Source organism: Pseudomonas sp. D3-27 (assembly GCF_051132165.1).
GTDB lineage: Bacteria > Pseudomonadota > Gammaproteobacteria > Pseudomonadales > Pseudomonadaceae > Aquipseudomonas.
Genome location: NZ_CP071667.1, coordinates 27,632 through 51,046 on the forward strand (window position 1 = coordinate 27,632; position 23,415 = coordinate 51,046).

Annotated in this window: 20 protein-coding genes and 1 pseudogene; all 21 read left to right on the forward strand. The window is 56.5% G+C overall.

Features of this window, described 5'->3' with window-relative positions; all coding sequences use genetic code 11:
• The first annotated feature begins 401 nt into the window (after nucleotides 1-401).
• Nucleotides 402-2,300, forward strand: a complete 1,899-nt coding sequence (mnmG, locus tag J3P92_RS00145) for a tRNA uridine-5-carboxymethylaminomethyl(34) synthesis enzyme MnmG (RefSeq protein ID WP_434649520.1) — start codon at nucleotides 402-404, stop codon at nucleotides 2,298-2,300.
• A gap of 5 nt (nucleotides 2,301-2,305) precedes the next feature.
• Complete coding sequence (gene rsmG, locus J3P92_RS00150) at nucleotides 2,306-2,941, forward strand: 16S rRNA (guanine(527)-N(7))-methyltransferase RsmG (protein WP_434651202.1); 636 nt, start codon at nucleotides 2,306-2,308, stop codon at nucleotides 2,939-2,941.
• An 18-nt stretch (nucleotides 2,942-2,959) separates the two neighbouring features.
• Nucleotides 2,960-3,757: a ParA family protein gene (locus J3P92_RS00155; protein WP_186633322.1), complete on the forward strand. Its 798-nt coding sequence runs from the start codon at nucleotides 2,960-2,962 to the stop codon at nucleotides 3,755-3,757.
• A 9-nt stretch (nucleotides 3,758-3,766) separates the two neighbouring features.
• The gene (locus tag J3P92_RS00160) at nucleotides 3,767-4,639 is read left to right on the forward strand and encodes a ParB/RepB/Spo0J family partition protein (RefSeq protein WP_420766052.1); all 873 of its coding nucleotides are present in this window, start codon (nucleotides 3,767-3,769) and stop codon (nucleotides 4,637-4,639) included.
• A 148-nt stretch (nucleotides 4,640-4,787) separates the two neighbouring features.
• A complete protein-coding gene (locus tag J3P92_RS00165; protein WP_039593179.1) occupies nucleotides 4,788-5,195 on the forward strand; it encodes a F0F1 ATP synthase subunit I in 408 nt (135 codons plus the stop codon).
• Between the two features lie 16 nt (nucleotides 5,196-5,211).
• Nucleotides 5,212-6,081, forward strand: a complete 870-nt coding sequence (atpB, locus tag J3P92_RS00170; RefSeq protein ID WP_305497744.1) for a F0F1 ATP synthase subunit A — start codon at nucleotides 5,212-5,214, stop codon at nucleotides 6,079-6,081.
• Between the two features lie 132 nt (nucleotides 6,082-6,213).
• The gene (gene atpE / locus J3P92_RS00175; protein WP_003097235.1) at nucleotides 6,214-6,471 is read left to right on the forward strand and encodes a F0F1 ATP synthase subunit C; all 258 of its coding nucleotides are present in this window, start codon (nucleotides 6,214-6,216) and stop codon (nucleotides 6,469-6,471) included.
• 58 nt (nucleotides 6,472-6,529) lie between these two features.
• The gene (locus J3P92_RS00180) at nucleotides 6,530-7,000 is read left to right on the forward strand and encodes a F0F1 ATP synthase subunit B (protein ID WP_030139033.1); all 471 of its coding nucleotides are present in this window, start codon (nucleotides 6,530-6,532) and stop codon (nucleotides 6,998-7,000) included.
• A gap of 12 nt (nucleotides 7,001-7,012) precedes the next feature.
• Nucleotides 7,013-7,549 (forward strand): F0F1 ATP synthase subunit delta, encoded by a 537-nt coding sequence (locus tag J3P92_RS00185; protein WP_003187192.1) that lies wholly within the window; start codon nucleotides 7,013-7,015, stop codon nucleotides 7,547-7,549.
• Nucleotides 7,550-7,570: 21 nt separating this feature from the next.
• A complete protein-coding gene (gene atpA, locus J3P92_RS00190; protein ID WP_024777788.1) occupies nucleotides 7,571-9,115 on the forward strand; it encodes a F0F1 ATP synthase subunit alpha in 1,545 nt (514 codons plus the stop codon).
• Nucleotides 9,116-9,165: 50 nt separating this feature from the next.
• Entirely contained in the window at nucleotides 9,166-10,026 is an 861-nt protein-coding gene (gene atpG / locus J3P92_RS00195) for a F0F1 ATP synthase subunit gamma (protein ID WP_072397487.1), read from the forward strand.
• A gap of 27 nt (nucleotides 10,027-10,053) precedes the next feature.
• Nucleotides 10,054-11,430: a F0F1 ATP synthase subunit beta gene (gene atpD, locus J3P92_RS00200; protein ID WP_039593181.1), complete on the forward strand. Its 1,377-nt coding sequence runs from the start codon at nucleotides 10,054-10,056 to the stop codon at nucleotides 11,428-11,430.
• 45 nt (nucleotides 11,431-11,475) lie between these two features.
• Nucleotides 11,476-11,901 (forward strand): F0F1 ATP synthase subunit epsilon, encoded by a 426-nt coding sequence (locus J3P92_RS00205; protein ID WP_420766053.1) that lies wholly within the window; start codon nucleotides 11,476-11,478, stop codon nucleotides 11,899-11,901.
• A gap of 115 nt (nucleotides 11,902-12,016) precedes the next feature.
• A complete protein-coding gene (glmU, locus tag J3P92_RS00210) occupies nucleotides 12,017-13,384 on the forward strand; it encodes a bifunctional UDP-N-acetylglucosamine diphosphorylase/glucosamine-1-phosphate N-acetyltransferase GlmU (RefSeq protein ID WP_434649521.1) in 1,368 nt (455 codons plus the stop codon).
• A 200-nt stretch (nucleotides 13,385-13,584) separates the two neighbouring features.
• On the forward strand, nucleotides 13,585-14,361 hold the full coding sequence (locus J3P92_RS00215) for a DeoR/GlpR family DNA-binding transcription regulator (protein WP_420766055.1): 777 nt from the start codon (nucleotides 13,585-13,587) through the stop codon (nucleotides 14,359-14,361).
• Between the two features lies 1 nt (nucleotide 14,362).
• Nucleotides 14,363-16,195 (forward strand): glutamine--fructose-6-phosphate transaminase (isomerizing), encoded by a 1,833-nt coding sequence (gene glmS, locus J3P92_RS00220; RefSeq protein ID WP_434649523.1) that lies wholly within the window; start codon nucleotides 14,363-14,365, stop codon nucleotides 16,193-16,195.
• A 281-nt stretch (nucleotides 16,196-16,476) separates the two neighbouring features.
• Nucleotides 16,477-17,331, forward strand: a complete 855-nt coding sequence (locus tag J3P92_RS00225) for a TnsA endonuclease N-terminal domain-containing protein (RefSeq protein WP_434649525.1) — start codon at nucleotides 16,477-16,479, stop codon at nucleotides 17,329-17,331.
• Nucleotides 17,328-19,496 carry a Mu transposase C-terminal domain-containing protein gene (locus tag J3P92_RS00230; protein WP_434649527.1) on the forward strand — a complete coding sequence of 723 codons (2,169 nt, stop codon included), beginning with the start codon at nucleotides 17,328-17,330 and terminating at the stop codon, nucleotides 19,494-19,496. The genes J3P92_RS00225 and J3P92_RS00230 overlap by 4 nt, the downstream gene beginning before the upstream one ends.
• Entirely contained in the window at nucleotides 19,493-20,953 is a 1,461-nt protein-coding gene (locus J3P92_RS00235) for an ATP-binding protein (RefSeq protein ID WP_434649529.1), read from the forward strand. Before J3P92_RS00230 ends, J3P92_RS00235 begins: the two co-directional genes overlap by 4 nt.
• A 16-nt stretch (nucleotides 20,954-20,969) precedes the next feature.
• Nucleotides 20,970-22,637 (forward strand): TnsD family Tn7-like transposition protein, encoded by a 1,668-nt coding sequence (locus J3P92_RS00240; protein ID WP_206403310.1) that lies wholly within the window; start codon nucleotides 20,970-20,972, stop codon nucleotides 22,635-22,637.
• Between the two features lie 417 nt (nucleotides 22,638-23,054).
• Nucleotides 23,055-23,414: pseudogene (locus J3P92_RS00245) on the forward strand (TniQ family protein); the annotation flags it as partial.
• Nucleotide 23,415: the final 1 nt, after the last annotated feature.

The window sequence follows — 23,415 nt, forward strand, 5'->3', positions numbered from 1 at the left end:
GCCACTGAGGTCGGTTGATAAGGCCCCTTCAAAACTGGATATAACCGCACCTGTGGATAAAGCCCATATTAATCCACAGGCTTACACCGGTTATCCAAGGCGCTCCGGGGTACATGGTCACAGGGTTTTGAAACTCTGTACATGCTGTAAAACAAGAGATGCAGAACGTTATCCACAGATAGGCCGGTCACCAAGAATAAACATAAAAACAAAGGTTTTATAAATTTCTTTCTTTTTTATTTTTTTAACCCCGAGTTCTCCACAGCTGGTTAAATTTTGTGCAGAGGGTTCTTTAGGAAGAGGGAAGTCCCTATACTTGCCGACCCTGGTTCGAAAACGCCCAGGAACCAAGCCAGAATCTATTTCCGAATTACCTGAATAAAGCAGGCACGAGGTGCGTGGTGGATTTCCCTTCCCGTTTTGAAGTGATCGTCATCGGCGGCGGTCATGCCGGTACCGAGGCAGCACTTGCATCAGCACGCATGGGCGCTAAAACCCTGCTGCTGACGCATAACGTGGAAACCCTCGGTGCCATGAGCTGCAACCCCGCCATTGGTGGCATCGGCAAGAGCCACCTGGTCAAGGAAATCGACGCCCTTGGCGGTGCGATGGCCATGGCCACGGATAAAGGGGGCATTCAGTTTCGCGTGTTGAACAGCCGCAAGGGCCCAGCCGTGCGCGCCACCCGCGCCCAGGCCGATAGAGTCCTGTACAAGGCCGCTGTCCGTGAAATCCTGGAAAACCAGCCGAACCTGTGGATATTTCAACAAGCAGCCGATGACCTGATCGTCGAGCAGGACCAAGTAAGCGGTGTCGTCACGCAAATGGGTCTGCGTTTCTTCGCCGATTCCGTGGTGTTGACCACCGGGACCTTCCTCGGGGGACTTATCCACATCGGTTTGCAGAATTTTTCCGGCGGACGCGCTGGTGATCCTCCATCGATCGCCCTGGCCCAGCGCCTGCGTGAACTGCCGCTGCGTGTTGGTCGGTTGAAAACCGGTACACCACCGCGTATCGACGGCAAGTCGGTGGATTTCTCGGTGATGACCGAGCAACCTGGCGATACTCCGATCCCGGTGATGTCGTTCATGGGCAACAAGGAACAGCATCCACGGCAAGTCAGTTGCTGGATCACCCATACCAACGCCCGCACCCACGAAATCATCGCGGCGAACCTCGATCGTTCGCCGATGTATTCCGCTGCTGGTGAAATCGAAGGTGTCGGCCCCCGCTATTGCCCGTCGATCGAAGACAAGATCCATCGTTTTGCCGACAAGGAAAGCCATCAGGTGTTCATCGAACCGGAAGGTTTGACCACCCATGAGCTGTATCCGAACGGGATATCCACAAGTCTGCCGTTCGACGTGCAATTGCAGATCGTGCAATCGATCCGTGGCATGGAGAACGCGCACATCGTGCGTCCGGGTTATGCGATCGAGTACGACTACTTCGATCCGCGCGATCTGAAGTACAGCCTGGAAACCAAAGTTATCGGCGGTCTGTTCTTCGCCGGACAGATCAACGGCACCACCGGCTACGAAGAAGCGGGTGCCCAGGGTTTGCTCGCCGGAGCCAACGCCGCACTGCTCGCCAAGGGTAAGGAAGCCTGGTGCCCGCGCCGTGATGAGGCGTACATCGGTGTTCTGGTGGACGACCTGATTACCCTGGGTACTCAGGAACCGTATCGGATGTTCACCTCCCGCGCCGAATATCGCCTGATCCTGCGTGAAGACAACGCCGATCTGCGTCTGACTGAAAAAGGTCGAGAACTGGGCTTGGTGGATGACGTGCGTTGGGCCGCGTTCTGCAAGAAGCGCGAAAGTATCGAGCTGGAAGAGCAGCGCCTGAAAAGTACCTGGGTTCGCCCGGGCACCGAACAGGGCGATGCGATTGCAGCTCGGTTCGGTACGCCGTTGACCCACGAATACAACCTGCTCAACTTGTTGAGCCGTCCGGAAATCGATTACGCCGGGCTGGTGGAAGTGACCGGTCAAGGTGCGGAGGATCCGCAAGTCGCCGAACAGGTCGAAATCAAGACCAAATACGCCGGTTACATCGACCGCCAGCAGGATGAAATCGCTCGCTTGCGCGCCAGCGAAGACACCAAATTGCCTGTGGATATCGATTACACCGGCATCTCCGGATTGTCGAAAGAGATCCAGAGCAAACTCGGTGCGACGCGGCCAGAGACCCTGGGCCAGGCCTCGCGCATTCCCGGCGTCACGCCGGCGGCCATTTCACTGTTGATGATTCATTTGAAAAAACGCGGCGCGGGCCGCCAGTTGGAGCAGAGCGCTTGAGTTCGATGGTCACCTCGCAACACGCTGAAGAGTTATCCACAGGTGCCCGCCAGCTCGGCGTGAGCCTGAGCGAAGCCCAGCATGCGCAACTGCTGGGCTATCTGGCGCTGTTGATCAAGTGGAACAAGGCCTACAACCTGACTGCGGTACGCGATCCCGACGAGATGGTTTCGCGGCATCTGCTCGACAGTCTGAGTGTGATGTCCTTCGTCGAGAACGGTCGGTGGCTGGACGTTGGCAGTGGCGGTGGCATGCCGGGCATCCCGCTGGCGATCCTGTTTCCGGATTCTCAAGTGACCTGCCTGGACAGCAACGGCAAGAAAACCCGCTTCCTGACCCAGGTCAAACTCGAACTCAAACTGGATAACCTCCAGGTTATCCACAGCCGCGTCGAAGCTTTCCAGCCTGAAAATCCTTTCAATGGAATCATCTCAAGGGCTTTCAGCAGCATGGAGAACTTCAGCAACTGGACGCGCCACCTTGGCGACGCCAATACGCGCTGGCTGGCAATGAAGGGCGTTCATCCGGCCGATGAGCTGGTAGCATTGCCGGCAGACTTCCACCTCGATAGCGAACACGCCTTGGCCGTACCCGGTTGCCAAGGCCAACGCCATCTGCTGATACTGCGCCGCACGGCATGATTGGGAACACACGCAAGAATGGCTAAGGTATTCGCAATAGCGAACCAGAAAGGTGGTGTGGGCAAGACCACCACCTGCATCAACCTCGCAGCATCCCTGGTCGCCACCAAGCGCCGGGTGCTGTTGATCGACCTCGATCCACAGGGCAACGCCACCATGGGTAGCGGTGTTGATAAACATGGCTTGGAAAACTCCATCTACGACGTCTTGATCGGCGAATGCGATCTGGGCCAGGCCATGCACTTCTCCGAACATGGCGGTTATCAACTGCTGCCGGCCAACCGCGACCTGACGGCGGCCGAAGTGGTGCTGTTGGAAATGCAGATGAAGGAAAGCCGCCTGCGCAGCGCGCTGGCGCCGGTCCGCGAGAATTACGACTACATCCTGATCGACTGCCCACCGTCGCTGTCGATGTTGACCCTCAACGCCTTGGTGGCCGCCGATGGGGTGATTATCCCCATGCAGTGCGAGTACTTTGCCCTTGAAGGGTTGAGCGACCTTGTGGATAACATCAAGCGTATCGCTGAATTGCTGAACCCGGACCTGAAGGTCGAGGGACTGTTGCGGACCATGTACGACCCGCGCCTGAGCCTGATGAACGATGTTTCTGCCCAGCTCAAGGAGCATTTCGGCGAGCAGCTCTACGATACGGTCATCCCGCGCAACATCCGTCTGGCCGAAGCGCCGAGCTACGGCATGCCGGCCCTGGCGTACGATAAACAATCGCGCGGCGCGCTGGCTTACCTGGCGCTGGCAGGCGAGATGGTTCGCCGCCAACGTCGTCAACCACGCATCGCTGCAGCCCAGCCAACTTAAGGAAGCCCCATGGCCGTCAAGAAACGAGGTCTCGGACGTGGACTGGATGCGCTGCTCAGCGGTCCGACTGTCAGTTCGCTGGAAGAGCAGGCCGTGCAGGCCGATCACCGTGAATTGCAGCATTTGCCCCTGGACCTGATCCAGCGTGGCAAATACCAGCCGCGCCGGGACATGGATCCGCAGGCGCTGGAGGAACTGGCCCAGTCGATCAAGACGCAGGGGGTGATGCAACCGATCGTGGTGCGGCCGATTGCCGATGGGCGTTTCGAGATCATCGCTGGCGAGCGCCGCTGGCGCGCCAGCCAGCAGGCCGGACAGGAAACCATTCCGGCGATGGTCCGCGATGTGCCGGACGAGACTGCAATCGCCATGGCGCTGATCGAGAACATCCAGCGCGAAGACCTCAACCCTATCGAAGAAGCCGTGGCCCTGCAGCGCTTGCAGCAGGAATTCCAGCTGACCCAGCAACAAGTCGCCGAAGCGGTGGGCAAGTCTCGCGTGACAGTGGCGAACCTGCTGCGGTTGATCGCGTTGCCAGAGGTCATCAAGACCATGTTGTCCCACGGCGACCTGGAAATGGGACATGCCCGGGCATTGCTCGGTTTGCCGGAAAATCAACAGGTTGAAGGGGCGCGACATGTTGTCGCACGCGGCCTGACCGTGCGCCAAACCGAGGCACTGGTTCGTCAATGGCTGAGCGGTAAACCTGCGCCTGTCGAAGCACCAAAACCCGATCCGGATATCGCTCGTCTTGAGCAGCGCCTGGCCGAGCGCCTGGGCTCTGCCGTGCAGATTCGCCATGGAAAGAAGGGCAAGGGTCAGCTGGTGATCGGTTATAACTCCCTCGATGAGCTGCAAGGTGTTCTTGCGCACATTCGCTGAAACAATTGCCCTTGTAGCGCGCAGTCGGAAATCACTACCTGAAGGTTGAATAGGGGCAGAACCGCCCCTATACTCTGCGCGCATTTTGTCGGCACAAATTATGCCAAGTTGTTGAATTCAGGCAGCCGACCATTGGAGAGCAAAAGCGATGGAAACACGCACGCCAAACCGCTTGCCGTTCCATCGTCTGGCAGTTTTCCCGGTGTTGATGGCCCAGTTCGTCGTTGTATTGATCGCCGCGTTGGCGCTTTGGCAATGGAAGGGAGTCGTCGCCGGATACTCGGGTCTTTGCGGAGGCCTGATAGCCTTGCTTCCCAATATTTACTTCGCTCACAGGGCATTTCGGTTTTCCGGCGCCCGAGCAGCCCAGGCTATCGTCCGGTCTTTTTATGCCGGCGAGGCGGGGAAACTGATTTTGACGGCAGTGCTGTTTGCGCTGACGTTCGCAGGTGTGAAGCCACTGGCGCCGCTGGCTGTATTCGGCGTGTTCCTGCTGACCCAGATGGTCAGTTGGTTCGCTCCCCTGCTAATGAGAACAAGACTTTCGAGACCTTAGGGCGTTTGAGGCAACCATGGCAGAAACAACCGCTTCGGGCTATATCCAGCACCACTTGCAGAACCTGACCTTCGGGCAGCTACCTAACGGCAGCTGGGGCTTTGCTCACACCGCAGCAGAAGCCAAGGAAATGGGCTTCTGGGCTTTCCACGTCGATACCCTCGGCTGGTCGGTCGCGTTGGGTCTGATCTTCGTTTTCCTTTTCCGCATGGCGGCGAAAAAAGCGACTTCCGGTCAGCCAGGTGCACTGCAGAACTTCGTTGAAGTATTGGTCGAATTCGTCGATGGCAGCGTGAAAGACAGCTTCCATGGCCGTAGCCCGGTGATCGCACCGCTGGCACTGACCATCTTCGTCTGGGTGTTCCTGATGAACGCCATCGACCTGGTACCGGTCGACTGGATTCCTCAGCTGGCCATCCTGATCTCCGGCGATGCCCATATCCCGTTCCGCGCCGTGTCGACCACCGACCCGAACGCGACCCTGGGCATGGCGTTCTCGGTTTTCGCACTGATCATTTTCTACAGCATCAAGGTCAAGGGCATCGGCGGCTTCATCGGCGAACTGACCCTGCACCCGTTCGGCAGCAAGAACATCCTTGTTCAGGCCCTGCTGATTCCGGTGAACTTCCTCCTGGAATTCGTGACCCTGATCGCCAAGCCAATCTCTCTGGCCCTGCGTCTGTTCGGCAACATGTATGCCGGCGAGCTGGTGTTCATCCTGATCGCTGTGATGTTCGGCAGCGGCCTGCTCTGGCTCAGCGGCCTGGGCGTGGTGCTGCAATGGGCGTGGGCTGTGTTCCACATCCTGATCATCACCTTGCAGGCGTTCATCTTCATGATGCTGACCATCGTCTACCTGTCGATGGCGCACGAAGAAAACCATTAAGGCCAGTCTCGACTAGTCTGATGTCCTTCCCGGTCAAACGGGAAGGGGCCCGAACGGGCTCGATGAAACGATTTGTTTTACCGCTTTAATCTAAAAAACCTAAACCATACGACGTAAAAGTCGGGAGGAAAGATGGAAACTGTAGTTGGTCTAACCGCTATCGCTGTTGCACTGTTGATCGGCCTGGGCGCACTGGGTACCGCAATTGGTTTCGGCCTGTTGGGCGGCAAGTTCCTGGAAGGCGCTGCGCGTCAGCCAGAAATGGTTCCAATGCTGCAAGTCAAAATGTTCATCGTTGCCGGTCTGCTCGACGCCGTAACCATGATCGGTGTTGGTATCGCGCTGTTCTTCACCTTTGCGAACCCGTTCGTTGGTCAGATCGCTGGCTGATTACTCGGATTTTCCGGGTAATTTGGTGTGATGGACAACGTAACTGCGAGGTGTTGGCGTGAACATTAATGCGACCCTGATTGGCCAGTCCGTTGCGTTCCTGATTTTTGTACTGTTCTGCATGAAGTTCGTATGGCCTCCGGTCATTGCGGCATTGCACGAACGTCAAAAGAAGATCGCTGATGGTCTGGACGCTGCCAGCCGAGCAGCTCGCGACCTGGAGTTGGCCCATGAGAAAGTGGGTCAGCAACTGCGCGAAGCGAAAGCTCAGGCAGCTGAAATCATCGAGCAAGCCAAGAAGCGCGGTACGCAGATTGTCGACGAAGCCCGTGAACAGGCTCGCGTCGAAGCTGACCGTGTGAAGGCTCAGGCTCAAGCCGAGATCGAACAGGAACTCAACAGTGTCAAAGACGCGCTGCGCGCCCAAGTGGGTAGCCTGGCCGTTGGCGGTGCTTCGAAGATCCTGGGTGCCACAATCGATCAAAACGCGCACGCAGAGCTGGTAAACCAACTGGCTGCTGAAATCTAAGCGAGGGCGATCATGGCAGAACTGACCACGTTGGCCCGACCTTACGCTAAGGCGGCCTTCGAGCACGCTCAGGCCCACCAGCAACTGGCCAATTGGTCAGCCATGCTCGGCCTGGCAGCAGCGGTGTCGCAAGACGACACCATGCAGCGCGTGCTCAAGGCCCCGCGACTGACGAGCGCAGAAAAGGCCGCCACGTTCATTGACGTGTGCGGCGACAAGTTCGATGCCAAGGCACAGAATTTCATCCACGTCGTTGCCGAAAACGACCGTCTCCCGCTTCTGCCGGAGATCGCCGCACTGTTCGACCTGTACAAGGCCGAGCAGGAGAAGTCGGTAGACGTGGAAGTGACCAGTGCTTTTGCATTGAACCAAGAACAGCAAGACAAACTCGCCAAGGTTCTCAGTGCACGACTCAACCGGGAAGTGCGCCTGCAAGTCGAGGAAGACAAGTCCCTGATAGGGGGCGTTGTAATCCGCGCCGGCGACCTGGTTATCGATGGCTCGATTCGCGGCAAAATCGCGAAACTTGCCGAAGCATTGAAATCTTGAGTTTGAAGGGGCAGCAGAGCAATGCAGCAACTCAATCCTTCCGAAATAAGTGAAATTATCAAGGGCCGCATCGAAAAGCTCGATGTGACCTCCCAAGCCCGTAACGAAGGCACTGTCGTCAGCGTATCTGACGGCATCGTGCGGATTCACGGTCTGGCCGACGTCATGTACGGCGAGATGATCGAGTTTCCGGGCGGCGTCTACGGTATGGCCCTCAACCTGGAGCAAGACTCTGTAGGTGCCGTGGTACTGGGCGCGTACACGACTCTGGCTGAAGGCATGAGCGCCAAGTGCACCGGCCGCATCCTCGAGGTTCCTGTCGGTAAGGAACTGCTGGGTCGCGTTGTCGACGCACTGGGTAACCCTGTCGACGGCAAAGGTCCGCTGAACAACACCGAGACCGACGCGGTCGAGAAAGTTGCTCCTGGCGTGATCTGGCGTAAGTCGGTAGACCAGCCTGTACAGACTGGCTACAAGGCTGTCGATGCCATGATTCCTGTCGGCCGTGGCCAGCGTGAGCTGATCATCGGTGACCGTCAGATCGGTAAGACCGCTCTGGCGATCGACGCGATCATCAACCAGAAAAACAGCGGCATCTTCTGCGTCTACGTAGCAATCGGTCAGAAGCAATCGACCATCGCCAACGTAGTTCGCAAACTGGAAGAAAACGGTGCACTGGCCAACACTATCATCGTTGCCGCCAGCGCCTCCGAATCGGCTGCCCTTCAGTTCCTGGCACCGTACTCCGGTTGCACCATGGGCGAATACTTCCGCGACCGCGGTGAAGACGCGCTGATCGTTTATGACGATCTGTCCAAGCAAGCAGTGGCCTACCGCCAGATTTCCCTGCTGCTGCGCCGTCCACCAGGCCGTGAAGCCTACCCAGGCGACGTGTTCTATCTCCACTCCCGTCTGCTGGAGCGCGCATCCCGCGTTTCGGAAGAGTACGTAGAGAAGTTCACCAACGGCGCAGTGACTGGCAAGACCGGTTCCCTGACCGCGCTGCCGATCATCGAAACCCAGGCTGGCGACGTTTCCGCGTTCGTTCCGACCAACGTGATTTCCATCACCGACGGTCAGATCTTCCTGGAATCGGCCATGTTCAACTCGGGCATCCGTCCTGCTGTGAACGCCGGTGTTTCGGTATCCCGTGTGGGTGGTGCCGCTCAGACCAAGATCATCAAGAAGCTGTCCGGTGGTATCCGTACCGCCCTGGCTCAGTACCGTGAACTGGCGGCATTCGCCCAGTTCGCTTCTGACCTGGACGAAGCGACCCGTAAGCAACTTGAGCATGGTCAGCGCGTTACCGAGCTGATGAAGCAGAAGCAATACGCACCGATGTCGATCGCTGACATGGCGCTGTCGCTGTATGCCGCTGAGCGTGGGTTCCTGACTGACATTGAAATCGCCAAGATCGGCAGCTTCGAACAAGCGCTGATTGCTTTCTTCAACCGCGATCACGCCGATTTGATGGCCAAGATCAACGTGAAGGGTGACTTCAATGACGAAATCGACGCTGGCCTCAAAGCCGGCATCGAGAAGTTCAAGGCCACCCAAACCTGGTAAGCCGCAGCGGGAGCCGCAAGGCTCCCGCTTGCTAACCTGATAGGTGTTACATGGCAGGCGCAAAAGAGATTCGCAGTAAGATTGCGAGCATCAAAAGCACGCAAAAGATTACCAGCGCCATGGAAAAAGTGGCGGTCAGCAAAATGCGCAAGGCACAAATGCGCATGGCTGCTAGCCGTCCTTATGCGGAGCGCATCCGCCAGGTGATTGGTCATCTGGCCAACGCCAACCCGGAATACCGTCACCCGTTCATGATCGAACGCGCCATCAAGCGCGTCGGTTACGTTGTGGTGAGCAGTGACCGTGGTCTGTGCGGTGGCTTGAACACCAACCTGTTCAAGGCCCTGGTCAAGGACATGGCGGTAAACCGCGAACAAGGCGTCGAGATCGATCTGTGCGTGGTCGGTAGCAAGGGTGCGGCTTTCTTCCGCAACTTCGGCGGTAACGTCGTCGCTGCTATCAGCCACCTGGGTGAAGAACCGTCGATCAATGATTTGATCGGCAGCGTCAAGGTGATGCTGGATGCTTACCTGGAAGGCCGGATCGACCGCCTGTCCGTGGTATCCAACAAGTTCATCAACACCATGACGCAACAGCCGACCGTGGAGCAGTTGATTCCACTGGTGGCGACCCCGGAACAGGAACTCAAGCACCACTGGGACTATCTCTACGAACCGGATGCCAAGGAGCTGCTCGACGGCTTGATGGTCCGCTACGTGGAGTCGCAGGTCTACCAGGCGGTGGTCGAGAACAACGCAGCTGAACAAGCGGCGCGGATGATCGCGATGAAGAACGCTACCGACAACGCCGGTGATTTGATCAGCGATTTGCAGCTGATCTACAACAAGGCGCGTCAGGCTGCGATCACCCAAGAGATCTCGGAAATCGTCGGCGGCGCTGCCGCGGTTTAACGGTTCAAATATTCAGAGGATCCAGCTATGAGTAGCGGACGTATCGTTCAAATCATCGGCGCCGTTATCGACGTGGAATTCCCACGCGACAGCGTACCGAGCATCTACGACGCCTTGAAGGTTCAAGGCGCCGAAACCACCCTGGAAGTTCAGCAGCAGCTGGGCGACGGCGTGGTTCGTACCATTGCGATGGGCTCCACCGAAGGCTTGAAGCGCGGTCTGGACGTCAACAACACTGGCGCAGCCATCTCCGTACCGGTCGGTAAAGCGACTCTGGGCCGGATCATGGACGTACTGGGCAACCCGATCGACGAAGCTGGCCCGATCGACACCGAAGAGCGTTGGGGCATTCACCGTCCTGCGCCATCCTTCGCTGAACAGGCCGGTGGCAACGAGCTGCTGGAAACAGGCATCAAGGTTATCGACCTGGTCTGCCCGTTCGCCAAGGGCGGTAAAGTCGGTCTGTTCGGTGGTGCCGGTGTGGGCAAGACCGTAAACATGATGGAACTGATCCGTAACATCGCCATCGAGCACAGCGGTTATTCCGTGTTCGCCGGTGTGGGTGAGCGTACTCGTGAGGGTAACGACTTCTACCACGAGATGAAGGATTCCAACGTTCTGGACAAAGTGGCGCTGGTCTACGGCCAGATGAACGAGCCGCCGGGAAACCGTCTGCGCGTAGCCCTGACCGGCCTGACCATGGCCGAGAAGTTCCGTGACGAAGGTAACGACGTTCTGCTGTTCGTCGACAACATCTACCGTTACACCCTGGCCGGTACCGAAGTATCCGCACTGCTGGGCCGTATGCCTTCGGCAGTAGGTTACCAGCCGACCCTGGCTGAAGAGATGGGCGTGCTGCAAGAGCGCATCACTTCGACCAAGCAAGGTTCGATCACTTCGATCCAAGCGGTATACGTACCAGCGGACGACTTGACCGACCCGTCGCCAGCGACCACCTTCGCCCACTTGGACGCCACCGTCGTTCTGTCCCGTGACATCGCTTCCCTGGGTATCTACCCAGCGGTAGACCCACTGGACTCGACTTCGCGCCAGCTGGACCCGAACGTGATCGGCCAGGAGCACTACGACACCGCTCGCGGCGTTCAGTACGTGCTGCAGCGTTACAAAGAGCTGAAGGACATCATCGCGATCCTGGGTATGGACGAACTGTCGGAAACCGACAAGCAGTTGGTATCCCGCGCTCGTAAGATCCAGCGCTTCTTGTCGCAACCGTTCTTCGTGGCTGAAGTCTTCACCGGTGCATCGGGTAAATACGTTTCCCTGAAAGACACCATTGCTGGCTTCAAAGGCATCCTCAACGGTGACTACGACCACCTGCCAGAACAAGCGTTCTACATGGTCGGCGGCATCGAAGAAGCGATCGAGAAAGCCAAGAAACTGTAATCCCGGCGCCCGGCAACGGGCGCTAATTTAGGTTGAGGCAATCAGATGGCTATGACAGTCCATTGCGATATCGTCAGTGCGGAAGGGGAAATCTTCTCCGGTCTGGTCGAGTTTGTGGTTGCGCACGGTGAGCTGGGTGATCTGGGTATCACCATGGGTCACGCACCGTTGATCACCAGCTTGAAGCCAGGTCCGATTACTCTGACCAAGCAGGGCGGGGACAAGGAGGTGTTCTACATCTCCGGTGGTTTCCTCGAGGTTCAGCCGAACATGGTCAAGGTCCTTGCCGACACCGTGCAACGTGCTGCCGACCTGGACGAAGCCTCCGCTCAGGAAGCCGTCAAGGCTGCCGAGAAGGCCCTGAACGAAAAAGGCGCAGACTTCGACTACGGTTCTGCTGCTGCACGTCTGGCCGAGGCCGCAGCCCAGCTGCGTACCGTCCAGCAGATCCGCAAGAAGTTCGGCGGCTAAGCCGTCAGCTTTCTGTGCGATTGATTAAAAAGGGTAGCCTCGGCTACCCTTTTTTCTTTTCCCGACACTCATCATCTGGTCGCAGCCGCTGACCACCCAGGATTGGTAGCCAGTCATGTCTCTCGAAATCGTTATTCTCGCGGCCGGTCAAGGCACCCGCATGCGTTCGGCGCTGCCCAAGGTCTTGCACCCGGTTGCCGGCAATTCCATGCTGGGCCATGTTATCCACAGCGCCCGACAACTTGATCCACAGCGTATCCATGTGGTGATCGGTCACGGTGCCGACGCGGTGCGTGAGCGCCTGGCGGCGGATGACCTGAATTTCGTCTTGCAGGACAAACAACTGGGTACCGGCCACGCCGTGGCTCAGGCTGTGCCATTCATTACTGCCGATACGGTGTTGATTCTCTACGGCGATGTGCCGCTGATTGAAGTCGACACGTTGCAACGTCTGCTCAAGCACGTCGCGCCACAACAACTGGGCCTGTTGACCGTCGAGCTGGATGATCCGACCGGCTACGGCCGCATTGTGCGCAATGCCGACGGCCAGGTGACAGCGATCGTCGAGCAAAAAGACGCCAACGAAGCCCAGCGCGCGATTACCGAGGGCAACACCGGGATTCTTGCCGTGCCGGCCGAGCGCCTGGGCGACTGGATGAGTCGTCTGTCGAACAACAATGCCCAGGGCGAGTACTACCTGACCGACGTGATCGCCATGGCCGTAGCCGATGGCCTGGTCGTCGCCACCGAGCAGCCGCTGGACGCCATGGAAGTGCAGGGCGCCAACGATCGCCGACAACTGGCCGAGCTGGAGCGCCACTATCAATTGCGCGCCGCCCGCCGCCTGATGGCTCAAGGCGTGACCCTGCGCGATCCGGCTCGTTTTGACGTACGCGGTGAAGTCAGCGTGGGGCGCGACGTGGTCATCGATATCAATGTCATCCTCGAAGGCAAGGTCATCATTGAAGATGACGTGGTCATCGGCCCGAACTGCGTGATCAAGGACAGCACCCTGCGCAAGGGTGTGGTGATCAAGGCGAACAGTCACCTCGAAGGCGCGGTGATGGGGGAAGGCTCCGACGCGGGTCCGTTTGCCCGCCTGCGCCCGGGCACTGTGCTGGAAGCCCGTGCCCATGTGGGTAACTTCGTTGAACTGAAGAATGCCCACATGGGCGAGGGCGCGAAGGCGGGCCACCTGACCTACTTGGGGGACGCTGAAGTCGGCGCCCGCACCAACATTGGCGCCGGTACCATTACGTGCAACTACGATGGCGCCAACAAATGGAAAACCGTGCTGGGCGAAGACGTCTTCATTGGCTCCAACAACTCACTGGTGGCGCCTGTGGATATCTCCAGTGGGGCGACCACGGCTGCTGGTTCGACCGTTACCCAGAATGTGGATAACGGCCAATTGGCCGTGGCACGCGCCCGCCAGCGCAACATCGACGGCTGGAAGCGTCCGGTGAAGATCAAGAAGCCCTGAAGTTATCCACACATGCTCCTTGGTGGGAGCGAGCTTGCTCGCGATAGCGGTTTGTCAGATAGAACGTTCTAACTGAACCACCGCTATCGCGAGTGAGCTGCCACATTCGATTTCTGAATTTTTCTCTTGGCGCCTTGACGATATCGCTGCAATAGGTTTTGATTGCTTGCGTTATCTTTCGAATCGAAACTTAGGCCGCCATGTCCAAGCGCAACACACCACAACGTCGCCACAATATCCTCGTCCTGCTTCAAGAGCAGGGCGAGGTCAGCGTGGACGAATTGGCCAAGCGCTTCGAAACCTCCGAAGTTACGATTCGCAAGGACCTCGCCGCCCTGGAGACCAATGGTTTGCTGTTGCGTCGTTACGGTGGCGCGGTACCAATGCCTCAGGAGCTGGTGGCGGATAACGCCCAGAGTGTCTCCAAGTTCAAACACGCCATTGCCGGGGCCGCCGTGAAGCGGATCCGCGAGCATGCGCGCATCATCATCGACAGCGGCAGCACCACGGCGGCCATGATTCCTCAACTCGGCAATCAGCCGGGGCTGGTGGTGATGACCAATTCCCTGCACGTCGCCAGCGCCTTGAGCGAGCTGGAGCACGAGCCGGTGCTGTTGATGACCGGTGGCACTTGGGACCCGCATTCGGAATCCTTCCAGGGCCAGGTCGCCGAGCAAGTGCTGCGTTCCTACGACTTCGACCAGTTGTTCATCGGTGCCGACGGCATCGACCTGGCGCGCGGCACCACCACTTTCAACGAACTGCTGGGCCTGAGCCGTGTGATGGCTGAGGTTGCACGCGAAGTGATCGTGATGGTGGAGGCCGATAAGATCGGCCGCAAGATACCCAACCTGGAACTGCCGTGGAGCAGCGTCCATACCCTCATTACCGATGATCGCCTGCCCGTGGAGGCACGCGACCAGATTCAGGCCCGCGGCATCAATCTGATCTGCGCACCTGTCAGCCAGGAGAAATAACATGTGTGGAATTGTCGGCGCCGTTGCTGAGCGCAACATCACGGCCATCCTGCTTGAAGGCCTCAAGCGTCTTGAATACCGCGGCTACGACAGTGCCGGCGTGGCGGTATTCACCCAAGACGCAAAACTTGAGCGTGTGCGGCGCCCGGGAAAAGTCAGCGAGTTGGAACGGGCACTGGACGCTGAGCCGCTGATCGGTCGCCTGGGTATCGCCCATACCCGCTGGGCCACCCATGGCGCACCGTGCGAGCGTAACGCCCACCCACATTTCTCCGGCGACCTGGCGGTGGTGCACAACGGCATCATCGAGAACTACGAGGCCTTGCGCGAACAACTCAAGGCACTCGGCTATGTGTTCACCTCGGACACCGACACCGAAGTCATTGCCCATTTGCTCACCCACAAGCTCAAGGACCTGGTGGACCTGACCGTAGCGCTCAAGGCCACGGTCAAGGAACTCCATGGCGCTTATGGCCTGACGGTGATCAACGCCAAACAACCGGATCGCCTCGTGGCGGCCCGCAGTGGCAGCCCGTTGGTGATCGGCCTGGGCCTGGGGGAGAACTTCCTGGCTTCCGATCAACTGGCGCTGCGCCAGGTCACCGATCGCTTCATGTACCTGGAAGAAGGCGATATCGCCGAGATCCGCCGCGACAGCGTGCAGATCTGGGACCTTGACGGCAAGGAAGTCGAGCGCGAGGTGGTGCAATACCGCGACGGCGCCGAAGCCGCCGACAAAGGCGAGTTCCGGCATTACATGCTCAAGGAAATCCATGAACAACCGGCCGTGGTGCAGCGCACCCTCGAAGGCCGTCTGAGCCAGGATCAAGTGCTGGTGCACGCCTTCGGTCCGCAAGCCGCCGAGCTGTTCGCCAAGGTGCGCAATGTGCAGATTGTCGCCTGCGGCACCAGCTATCACGCCGGCATGGTCGCGCGTTACTGGCTCGAAGAGCTGGCCGGTATCCCCTGCCAGGTCGAAGTCGCCAGCGAGTTCCGCTATCGCAAAGTTGTCGTGCAGCCCGACACCCTGTTCGTGACCATTTCCCAGTCTGGCGAAACCGCGGATACCCTGGCTGCCCTGCGCAACGCCAAGGAGTTGGGCTTCCTCGCCAGCCTGGCGATCTGCAACGTCGGCATCAGCTCGCTGGTGCGCGAGTCTGATCTGACCCTGCTGACCCAGGCCGGTCGGGAAATCGGCGTGGCGTCGACCAAGGCATTCACCACGCAGTTGGTGGGCCTGCTGTTGCTGACGCTGTCCCTGGGCCAGGTGCGCGGCACGCTGGGCGAGGGCGTCGAAGCCAAGCTTGTCGAGGAACTGCGTCGCTTGCCGGCTCGCCTGGGTGAAGCCTTGGCGATGGACAGCACCGTGGAAAAAATCGCCGAGCTGTTCGCCGAGAAGAACCACACCTTGTTCCTGGGTCGTGGTGCGCAATTCCCGGTGGCAATGGAAGGCGCCCTGAAGCTCAAGGAAATTTCCTATATTCACGCCGAGGCGTATCCGGCCGGTGAACTCAAGCACGGCCCGTTGGCCCTGGTGGATAACGACATGCCGGTGGTCACCGTGGCGCCGAACAACGAGCTGCTGGAAAAGCTCAAGTCGAACCTGCAGGAAGTACGCGCCCGTGGCGGCCAATTGGTGGTCTTCGCCGATGAGAAGGCTGGCATGACCAACGGCGAAGGTACCCATGTGGTACACATGCCGCACATCCACGACATCCTGTCGCCGATCCTCTACACCATCCCGCTGCAATTGCTGTCGTACTACGTGGCGGTGCTCAAGGGCACCGACGTGGACCAGCCGCGGAATTTGGCGAAGTCTGTGACGGTGGAGTGAGTTTCAGGCGGGCTGCTGGGCTCATGGTTTTCAACAATAAAGATTGACACAAAACAATAAAGTTTGACACGCATGAACATAGATTGACACAAGGCTCAAACCCCCGTATCTACGGGGGTTTTCCTTTCCAGGCTTTCCCTTTGGTCTGGATTCATCGCTTCAACTTTCAGCGGGTGTAGTCTGGAAAATGTTTTGAATGCGGCCGCTTTGGCGGTCGTGTCCTTCTACGACTTTTTCTCGACGCGAGGTGAAGCGGTCCGCATCGACTGAGGAGGCGTGGGTTGCGAGGTCGTAAATTTGCATCACAGCAGGACATTGAACGGCACATTGCAAATGGATTTGGCGAAGGCGCCGGGGCAAGCTACGTGCCTTGGCTGCGGGTACAAGATGTCCCGTCGATAGGTCGTTCGCACAAGATTCAAGGTGTGAAGATCGAGAGGATTCATCACCTCCTGTCAGATCTCGAGCGTTCGTACTTCCTTGTGTGTGAATTTTCTGAAGACATCGTGGATATACGGGAGCAATACCCTTTACTACCCACAGAGCGTGCGCAAGCGATAGCGTCGGCGATAGATGTACGCTATCCAAGATACCCTAGAACAACACTGCCTTATGTGATGACAACAGACTTCCTCTTAACTGTTCAGGACCCGAGCGGAAACTTCAAATCGGTAGCTAGGACGGTGAAGTATCGTTCCGATTTAATTGGCAACGGAAGTAAAAGAACGCTTGAAAAACTTGAAATTGAAAAGCGCTTTTGGGAAAGCCAAGGTGTAGATTGGAAAATCGTAACAGACGAGTTTTTTACACGAGATTTTATAAAAAATCTCGGACTAGTCAGGAGATACTCGAAGCTCTCTCGTGACCTAATGAAAGTGCCGTTGCATTCGAATTTTATTGAATGCTTGGTAAACAGCCGGGAATATTCATGGACCTTGGCCACCTGTCTAAGAAAAATAGCATCACTTCTGTCCATTTCCTATATAGACGCTCAAGCAATTTTCTTTCATCTGGTTTGGAACAAGATACTGAAAATAGATCTGGTTAACACTCCTCTCCATCTTACTGGTCTAGTTCCTGACTTCGAAGTTTCCCCGAGCCCTGTCCAAGTATCGTTGAAGGAGAAGATGTCATGACTGTTCTCGTTAATGACGTTTTCGAGCCTGTAACCGATCTGTCGGTCATCGCTACGATAGCCAGGCTCCTGTACCAGGATGAAACGCATGACTTAGCAGTTGTGATGGATCTAGCTGACCCACCCCGGCAGCCATACGCTGTGGGTCTGGAGGAGCTTCGTCGATCGTTGGCGTCTGGCCACACCAAGCCAGCAGCCATTGCCACGCCCGAGTTCATGCTTGTGCTTGAGGAACAGTTGGATGAGAGAGCCAAGCAAGGCCGGGACGAAAAGTGGGCCGTCATCGCCCCTCTGCTAGATCCTGAATACCCAGGACAAATATTTGTACGAGGTGAGTTAGGCCGACTTGTTAGCAAACGGGCGTCAGAGCTCGGAATCCAGCGGAAAACGATCTATCGGCTTCTTTACCGCTATTGGTTTTATGGTCAAGTTCGCAACTCATTGCTTAACAATTATGCGGCAGTAGGGATTGCCGATAGAAAATATGATCCGAGCAGGCCACCAGGGCGAAAGCCTAAATTTCAAGGCGTTCTTACTTCGCCTTCCAAGATGCTCAGTGCAGTTGATAAACGATGCATCCGTGTTGGATATGCTCTTTATGTAAGAGATAAGAAATCATCTATTTCGAGCGCATATGATGAAATGTTGAGACGATTCTACTCTGTTCGAGACATCTCTAAAAACAGTGAAGATGCGCTTCGTTTGTTGCCTGGTTCAGAGCTCCCCAGCTTGAGGCAGTTCCAGTATTGGGGACAGATTTTTTTCGACCAGATTGAAACCGAGCGTGGCCGTAAAGGGTTGAGGAGGTGGTTAAAGGATTGCCGTCCGCTTTCAGGTACCGTTCGAGATTGGCTGCGTGGACCCTGTCATCAGTTCGAAATCGACGCAACGATTGCCGATATTTATTTGGTCAACAGCTACTCTAGACGGATGCTCATTGGTCGGCCCGTCGTTTATATCGTAGTGGATAGTTTCTCCGGAATGATTGCTGGTCTCTATGTAGGATTAGAGGGCCCTAGTTGGAATGGGGCGAGACAAGCGCTGTTCAACGCGTTTACTTCCAAAGTCGAGTTCTGCGCTCAGAACGGCGTTGAAATCGATGCAGATGATTGGAATTGTCATCACCTGCCCCACCAGATTTATGCCGACCGGGGAGAGATGCTGTCACTCGCAGCAGAGGGGTTATCCTCAGGATTGGGAATTGAGATCGGCACTGCCCCACCTTATCGGCCTGATTGGAAGCCTATGGTAGAAAGTCGGTTTGGCATTTTGAATGATTTGACGGGTATCAGATGGCTACCTGGCGGGGTAGCTGCGCGGGACAAAGAGCGCGGCGAGCGAGATTACCGGCTCGATGCCACGCTGAACCTCAAAGAGTTCACCCAGATCCTCATCAATTGCGTGCTCCACTATAACCGGCACCATCGACAGCCTGACCGACTGACTCAAGCGATGATGAATGACGGCGTAGAACCTACGCCTAACGGTATATGGAATTGGGCCTGCGACAACGACCTGATCGAATCCAACAAGCGTCCAGACGAGCTGGTTTATCTCCACCTTTTACCGCGTGAGCGCGCGACCGTTCAAAAGGGCGGAGTGATGTTTCGCGGCATGCACTACGTGTGCGATATGGCCATAGAGAAAGATTGGTTTGCCAAGGCTCGCAAAGGGGGCGTTTGGTCAATAGAGTGTTGGTTCGATCCGAACTCTGCGGCACACATCTGGATTCAAGGAGAGGCCAAGCAGTTTATCCGTTGTGATCTTCGACGATCGGATGCCGGTTACGCGAATTACCGCTCGGACGAGATTTTTGATCTGCTCGAAGCCTATCGCCAAAAACCGCCTACTCGCCGTCGAGCTGAGCTGGAAAGCCGTGTGCAGCTTAGCGATCAGGTCCACCAGATCATCAGTCATGCGCTCGCAGAACGAAAACAGGAACCTGCTCCGCCTACTAAGGCAGAGGCCACTGGAAACATCCGCGAGAACCGCGCAGAAGAACGTCTCCGCGAGCGTGAAAATGCGGTTGTTCCTGAAGGCGTCAGGGTGGAGCCAGCTTCACTTCAATCTGAAACGACACAGAAAGCGCATGATTCATATGCCGGCGAGCGCACAGCGCAGGTTATCGATTTGCTCAAAAGAATTCGGCCAGGACAGGCAAAATGAAAGGTGCACAGACGTTTGCCAATTACGTCAGACAGGACATTAGTGAGTATGCGGGTAACCCGCTTATCGAAGCTTTGCCTCCGATATTGTCGGAGGCGGCGGCTGTTGAACTGATCTCGAACTTTCCTCAGCCGGTGGATCCGAAAGAGCTGACGCTCGAAGGAGCCACTCGAATCCACTGTATCGACAGGCTGAGAACCGTCGTACAGCCGTTCTTGCTACATCTGGAACTGGAGGCCCTGTTCTCACTGCTCATCCGTCGAGGGTATGTCGGGCGTAACCCGATGTCGCCCGCTACCGTCCGGCATTTGCATTCCTTATCGGGAGCTCAGCGTTACCACGATGCGTTCAAGTCCACTGCAGAAACGTTTACGGTCGTCGGCCTGAGCGGCATTGGCAAGTCAACGGCACTCCACGCCATCTTGAGCCTTTATCCACAGACAATCCGCCATGAGCGCTATGAGGGAAAGCAGTTTGTTCATACCCAAATCACATGGCTGAAGCTTGACTGCCCTCGGGATGGATCGCTGGCTGGATTTTGCCAGCAGTTTTTTTATGCGGTTGGTGACGCTCTGGGAGACAAGGACTACCACAAGCGCTACAGGCATCGAAACATCAATGATGCGCTGCAACAGATGGAGCAGGTGGCCAGCACGTTTTTCATCGGCGCCTTGTTGATCGACGAGCTGCAAAACCTCCACCTGGCGAAAACTGGTGGTAAGGAGAGCATGCTGAATTTTTTCCTGCACTTGGTAAACAACATCGGTATCCCGGTGGTTTTCAGTGGCACGAACTCGACGATTAGCCTGTTCTCAGAAGCCATGCGGACTGCCCGCCGAGTCTGTGGTGCTGGTACGCTCGAATTCAAACGATTCGAAAAGGATGATGAGGAGTGGCGGTTGTTGGTCGAAAATCTCTGGAGCTATCAGTGGTGCAAACAGACGGCTGAGCTGACCGACGAGATTTTTGACACGCTGTATGAGCACACTCAAGGCGTCACGGATTTCCTGGTCAAGCTGCTGGTATTGAGTCAGCGTTATGCGGTCCAGAGTGGCTCGGAGTGTTTGACTGCCGAGATCCTGGTGAAGGTAAGCAACTCAAAAATGCAGATTCTAAAGCCAGCCCTTTCAGCTCTGCGTAGCCGTGATCCGAAGCGGATGCGACAGTTTGACGATTTGCTGCCGATTGAGGATCAGCTGAGCGAAATGATGGTTTTCGATGGATTGACACGAGAGGATCGCCTTACCTTGCTTCGAAGCGTTGTATCCCGTGAGAAGCCGGCAGACCCATCTCCGACCATTCATGCGAAAGATCACCCATCGCCGATTGCTACTGCTGTGGAAAACTCAGAGGCTAAAGCGCTTAGCGAACATGACGCTCCCCTCGACGCTCTGCGCGCTGCGGGCTGGCTCAACGAGGACCTGTTTGAGTTCTCACCGATGTATCACAAAGCGTGAGTCGGAGGGGGGTGAAGTGCACCTTAAACTCCATTTCTTCCCCGCCGCGTTTCCCGACGAGACGCTGCACAGCGTGATTTCTCGTTATGCCCGCCTTTGTGGTGTTCGTAATTGCCAAGCAGCATTTGCCGGACTGAAATCGGCGGCAGCTTTTTCGCAAAATGTGGCATTCCCGAGTCACTTAGGGGATTTTGTCGATGCGCTACCCAGCGGTACCGAGCTATCGGTCGCCGAGGTCCTCATGCGCCACACATTATTACCCTACTATGCGCCTTTTTTGAGGATGAGCCAGGTCGAACACGCTCGGACGCTGATGACCGCTGATGGGAAAGGCTTGATGTTGAAGCTGGGCGTCAACGCGAGCCGTATTGGATTCGCCTCCCGAGTGCGGTTATGCCCAGAATGTATCGCACAAGATCAGGCTCAACGGGGAGTCGCTTACTGGCACAGGGTCCACATGCTTCCAGGCGTGCTGGTATGTCCGCATCACGGCACGTCACTCAGGATCCTTGATCCTCGCTGGTCCAGCCGCAGCTCTCGGCAACTCAATCTGCCCAATGATGAGAATGTGCAAGCACACACGGTACTTCTCGACACCCCGTTGCGGTGCCTGCCGCCGCTTCACGAAATAGCGTTGCGCTCACTTCAGGTCCTTGAGTCTGAAGTCACTGCTTTGTCGGCGGAGGCGGTGCGCTACACGCTTTTACAAAGGGCAACGCAGCTCAACCTTGCTTCTGATAACCATCGCTTGCACCTGCACATGCTGGCGCAGCACATGGCCGATTTTTTTGCCGCACTCCCGCGAGAATGGGAATTTTCTATACTCGGGGAAGTTCGTGCAGGTACACCCGCCTCATGGGTCACCAAGCTGCTTCGTACGCCTATAACCTCCCACCATCCGCTCAAATACATTTTATTGGCCGGTGCTCTAGGCATTGACATGGTGAGCTTGCTGCATGGTCAATGCCCTTTGAAACAGAAGATGGCGTGTGCCCCGAAAGCTCACATTCGACTTCACACGCGTCCTTCTGCGGTGATGCCTGGTGGAGGCCTGGACTGTTCCTCAACCGCTGTGTGGGAACATGCTCTTGAAGGAGCTGATGCCAAAAAGATCGCTGCCGTTCTAGGCGTTTCATCAGCGTATGTCTATCGTCACATCCGAAATGTACCCGGCGGGCAAGATGCTTGGAGAGAGGCACGATTTCACATTGAGCTATGCGCAAGACGCGCGGCTTTCGAGGCTGATTATCGAATTCACAAAGCACATGCATGCAGGGGGTATGCGTGGCTGTATCGCCACGATAGGCGGTGGCTTTCGGAGTTAACTGCAAACCCAAGCCCCCATCGTACGCCCCGTCTAAATAGCGCCGAAATGTTTGCTGCCCTCGATGAGAGACTGGCCGGCGAAGTCCGTCAGTGTGCCGACGCGCTTTATGGTCTTGCGGGTAAGCCCGTCCGCATTTCGCGTACGAGGATTGGTCGGGAGCTTCATGTTCTTTCTCGCTTCGAAAAGCAGCTCTGCAAGCTTCCTCTGTGTGCAGCAATGCTCGAAAAAGTATGTGAACCAATCGAAGGCTTTCACGATAGGCGTCTGCGATGGGCTAGACGCCAATTGCTCTCGGAGGGCAAGCCTGTATCACGTTCTTCGCTCTACCGGGTCGCGAGCATTCGACCCATACTGTAATCCAGCTGGGCATTCCCCCTCCATCTAAAAAAGTTCTAAATCAATTCACCATATACCCATTATTTTTCTGTTAATGAAAAAATTCCCCTTCAGAATAGGTCCGGCGTACGCTGGATCATCACGATCAGCATGTAAACGTACTAACCCGCGATCAACCGAAATAGTTTTGCCGGCATGGGCTGACCTACGCGGGGTTATCGATACGTGTTTTGTATTCGAGGAATACGGGCGCGGCAGGATTTAGATGAATTCACTACGATTCAAAGTTGAGCGGCTTTGCATTTTAAATCCAGACCGGATACAGAATTTTAGGGGTTGCATATATACTGCCCCGGATGCACATTCTCTTCGAGCCCTACCTTTAATCGGTAAATGATGTCTGATCTATTATTTTTCCCCGTTTCGATGCCGGATGAAATGCTTTACTCTCGTGTCACCCGATATCACTATCTGTCAGGTAACAGAACCGCGACGGAAACCTATCGCGATTTGTTCGCATCGAAACCCTTTTGCATTGGTGGCATCGTACCCAAGCAGATCGAGAGTCTCGCGCACAGGCTGCCGGGGCAATCGGAGAGCAATCTCGCAGAGTTGATCAGAAGCAATACTACTTTTCCTGCTTACCGACCGTTTCTTGGGGTTAAGCAGGGGCCAGAGAACAACGTAGGGCCACTGGGTTATGACGGGGTGGTACGAGTGCCCCGCAGAGAAGAGTCCACCCATGGCAAGGCTAAGCTATGTCCTACCTGCGTTCAGGAGGATTTGATCGATCGGGGTT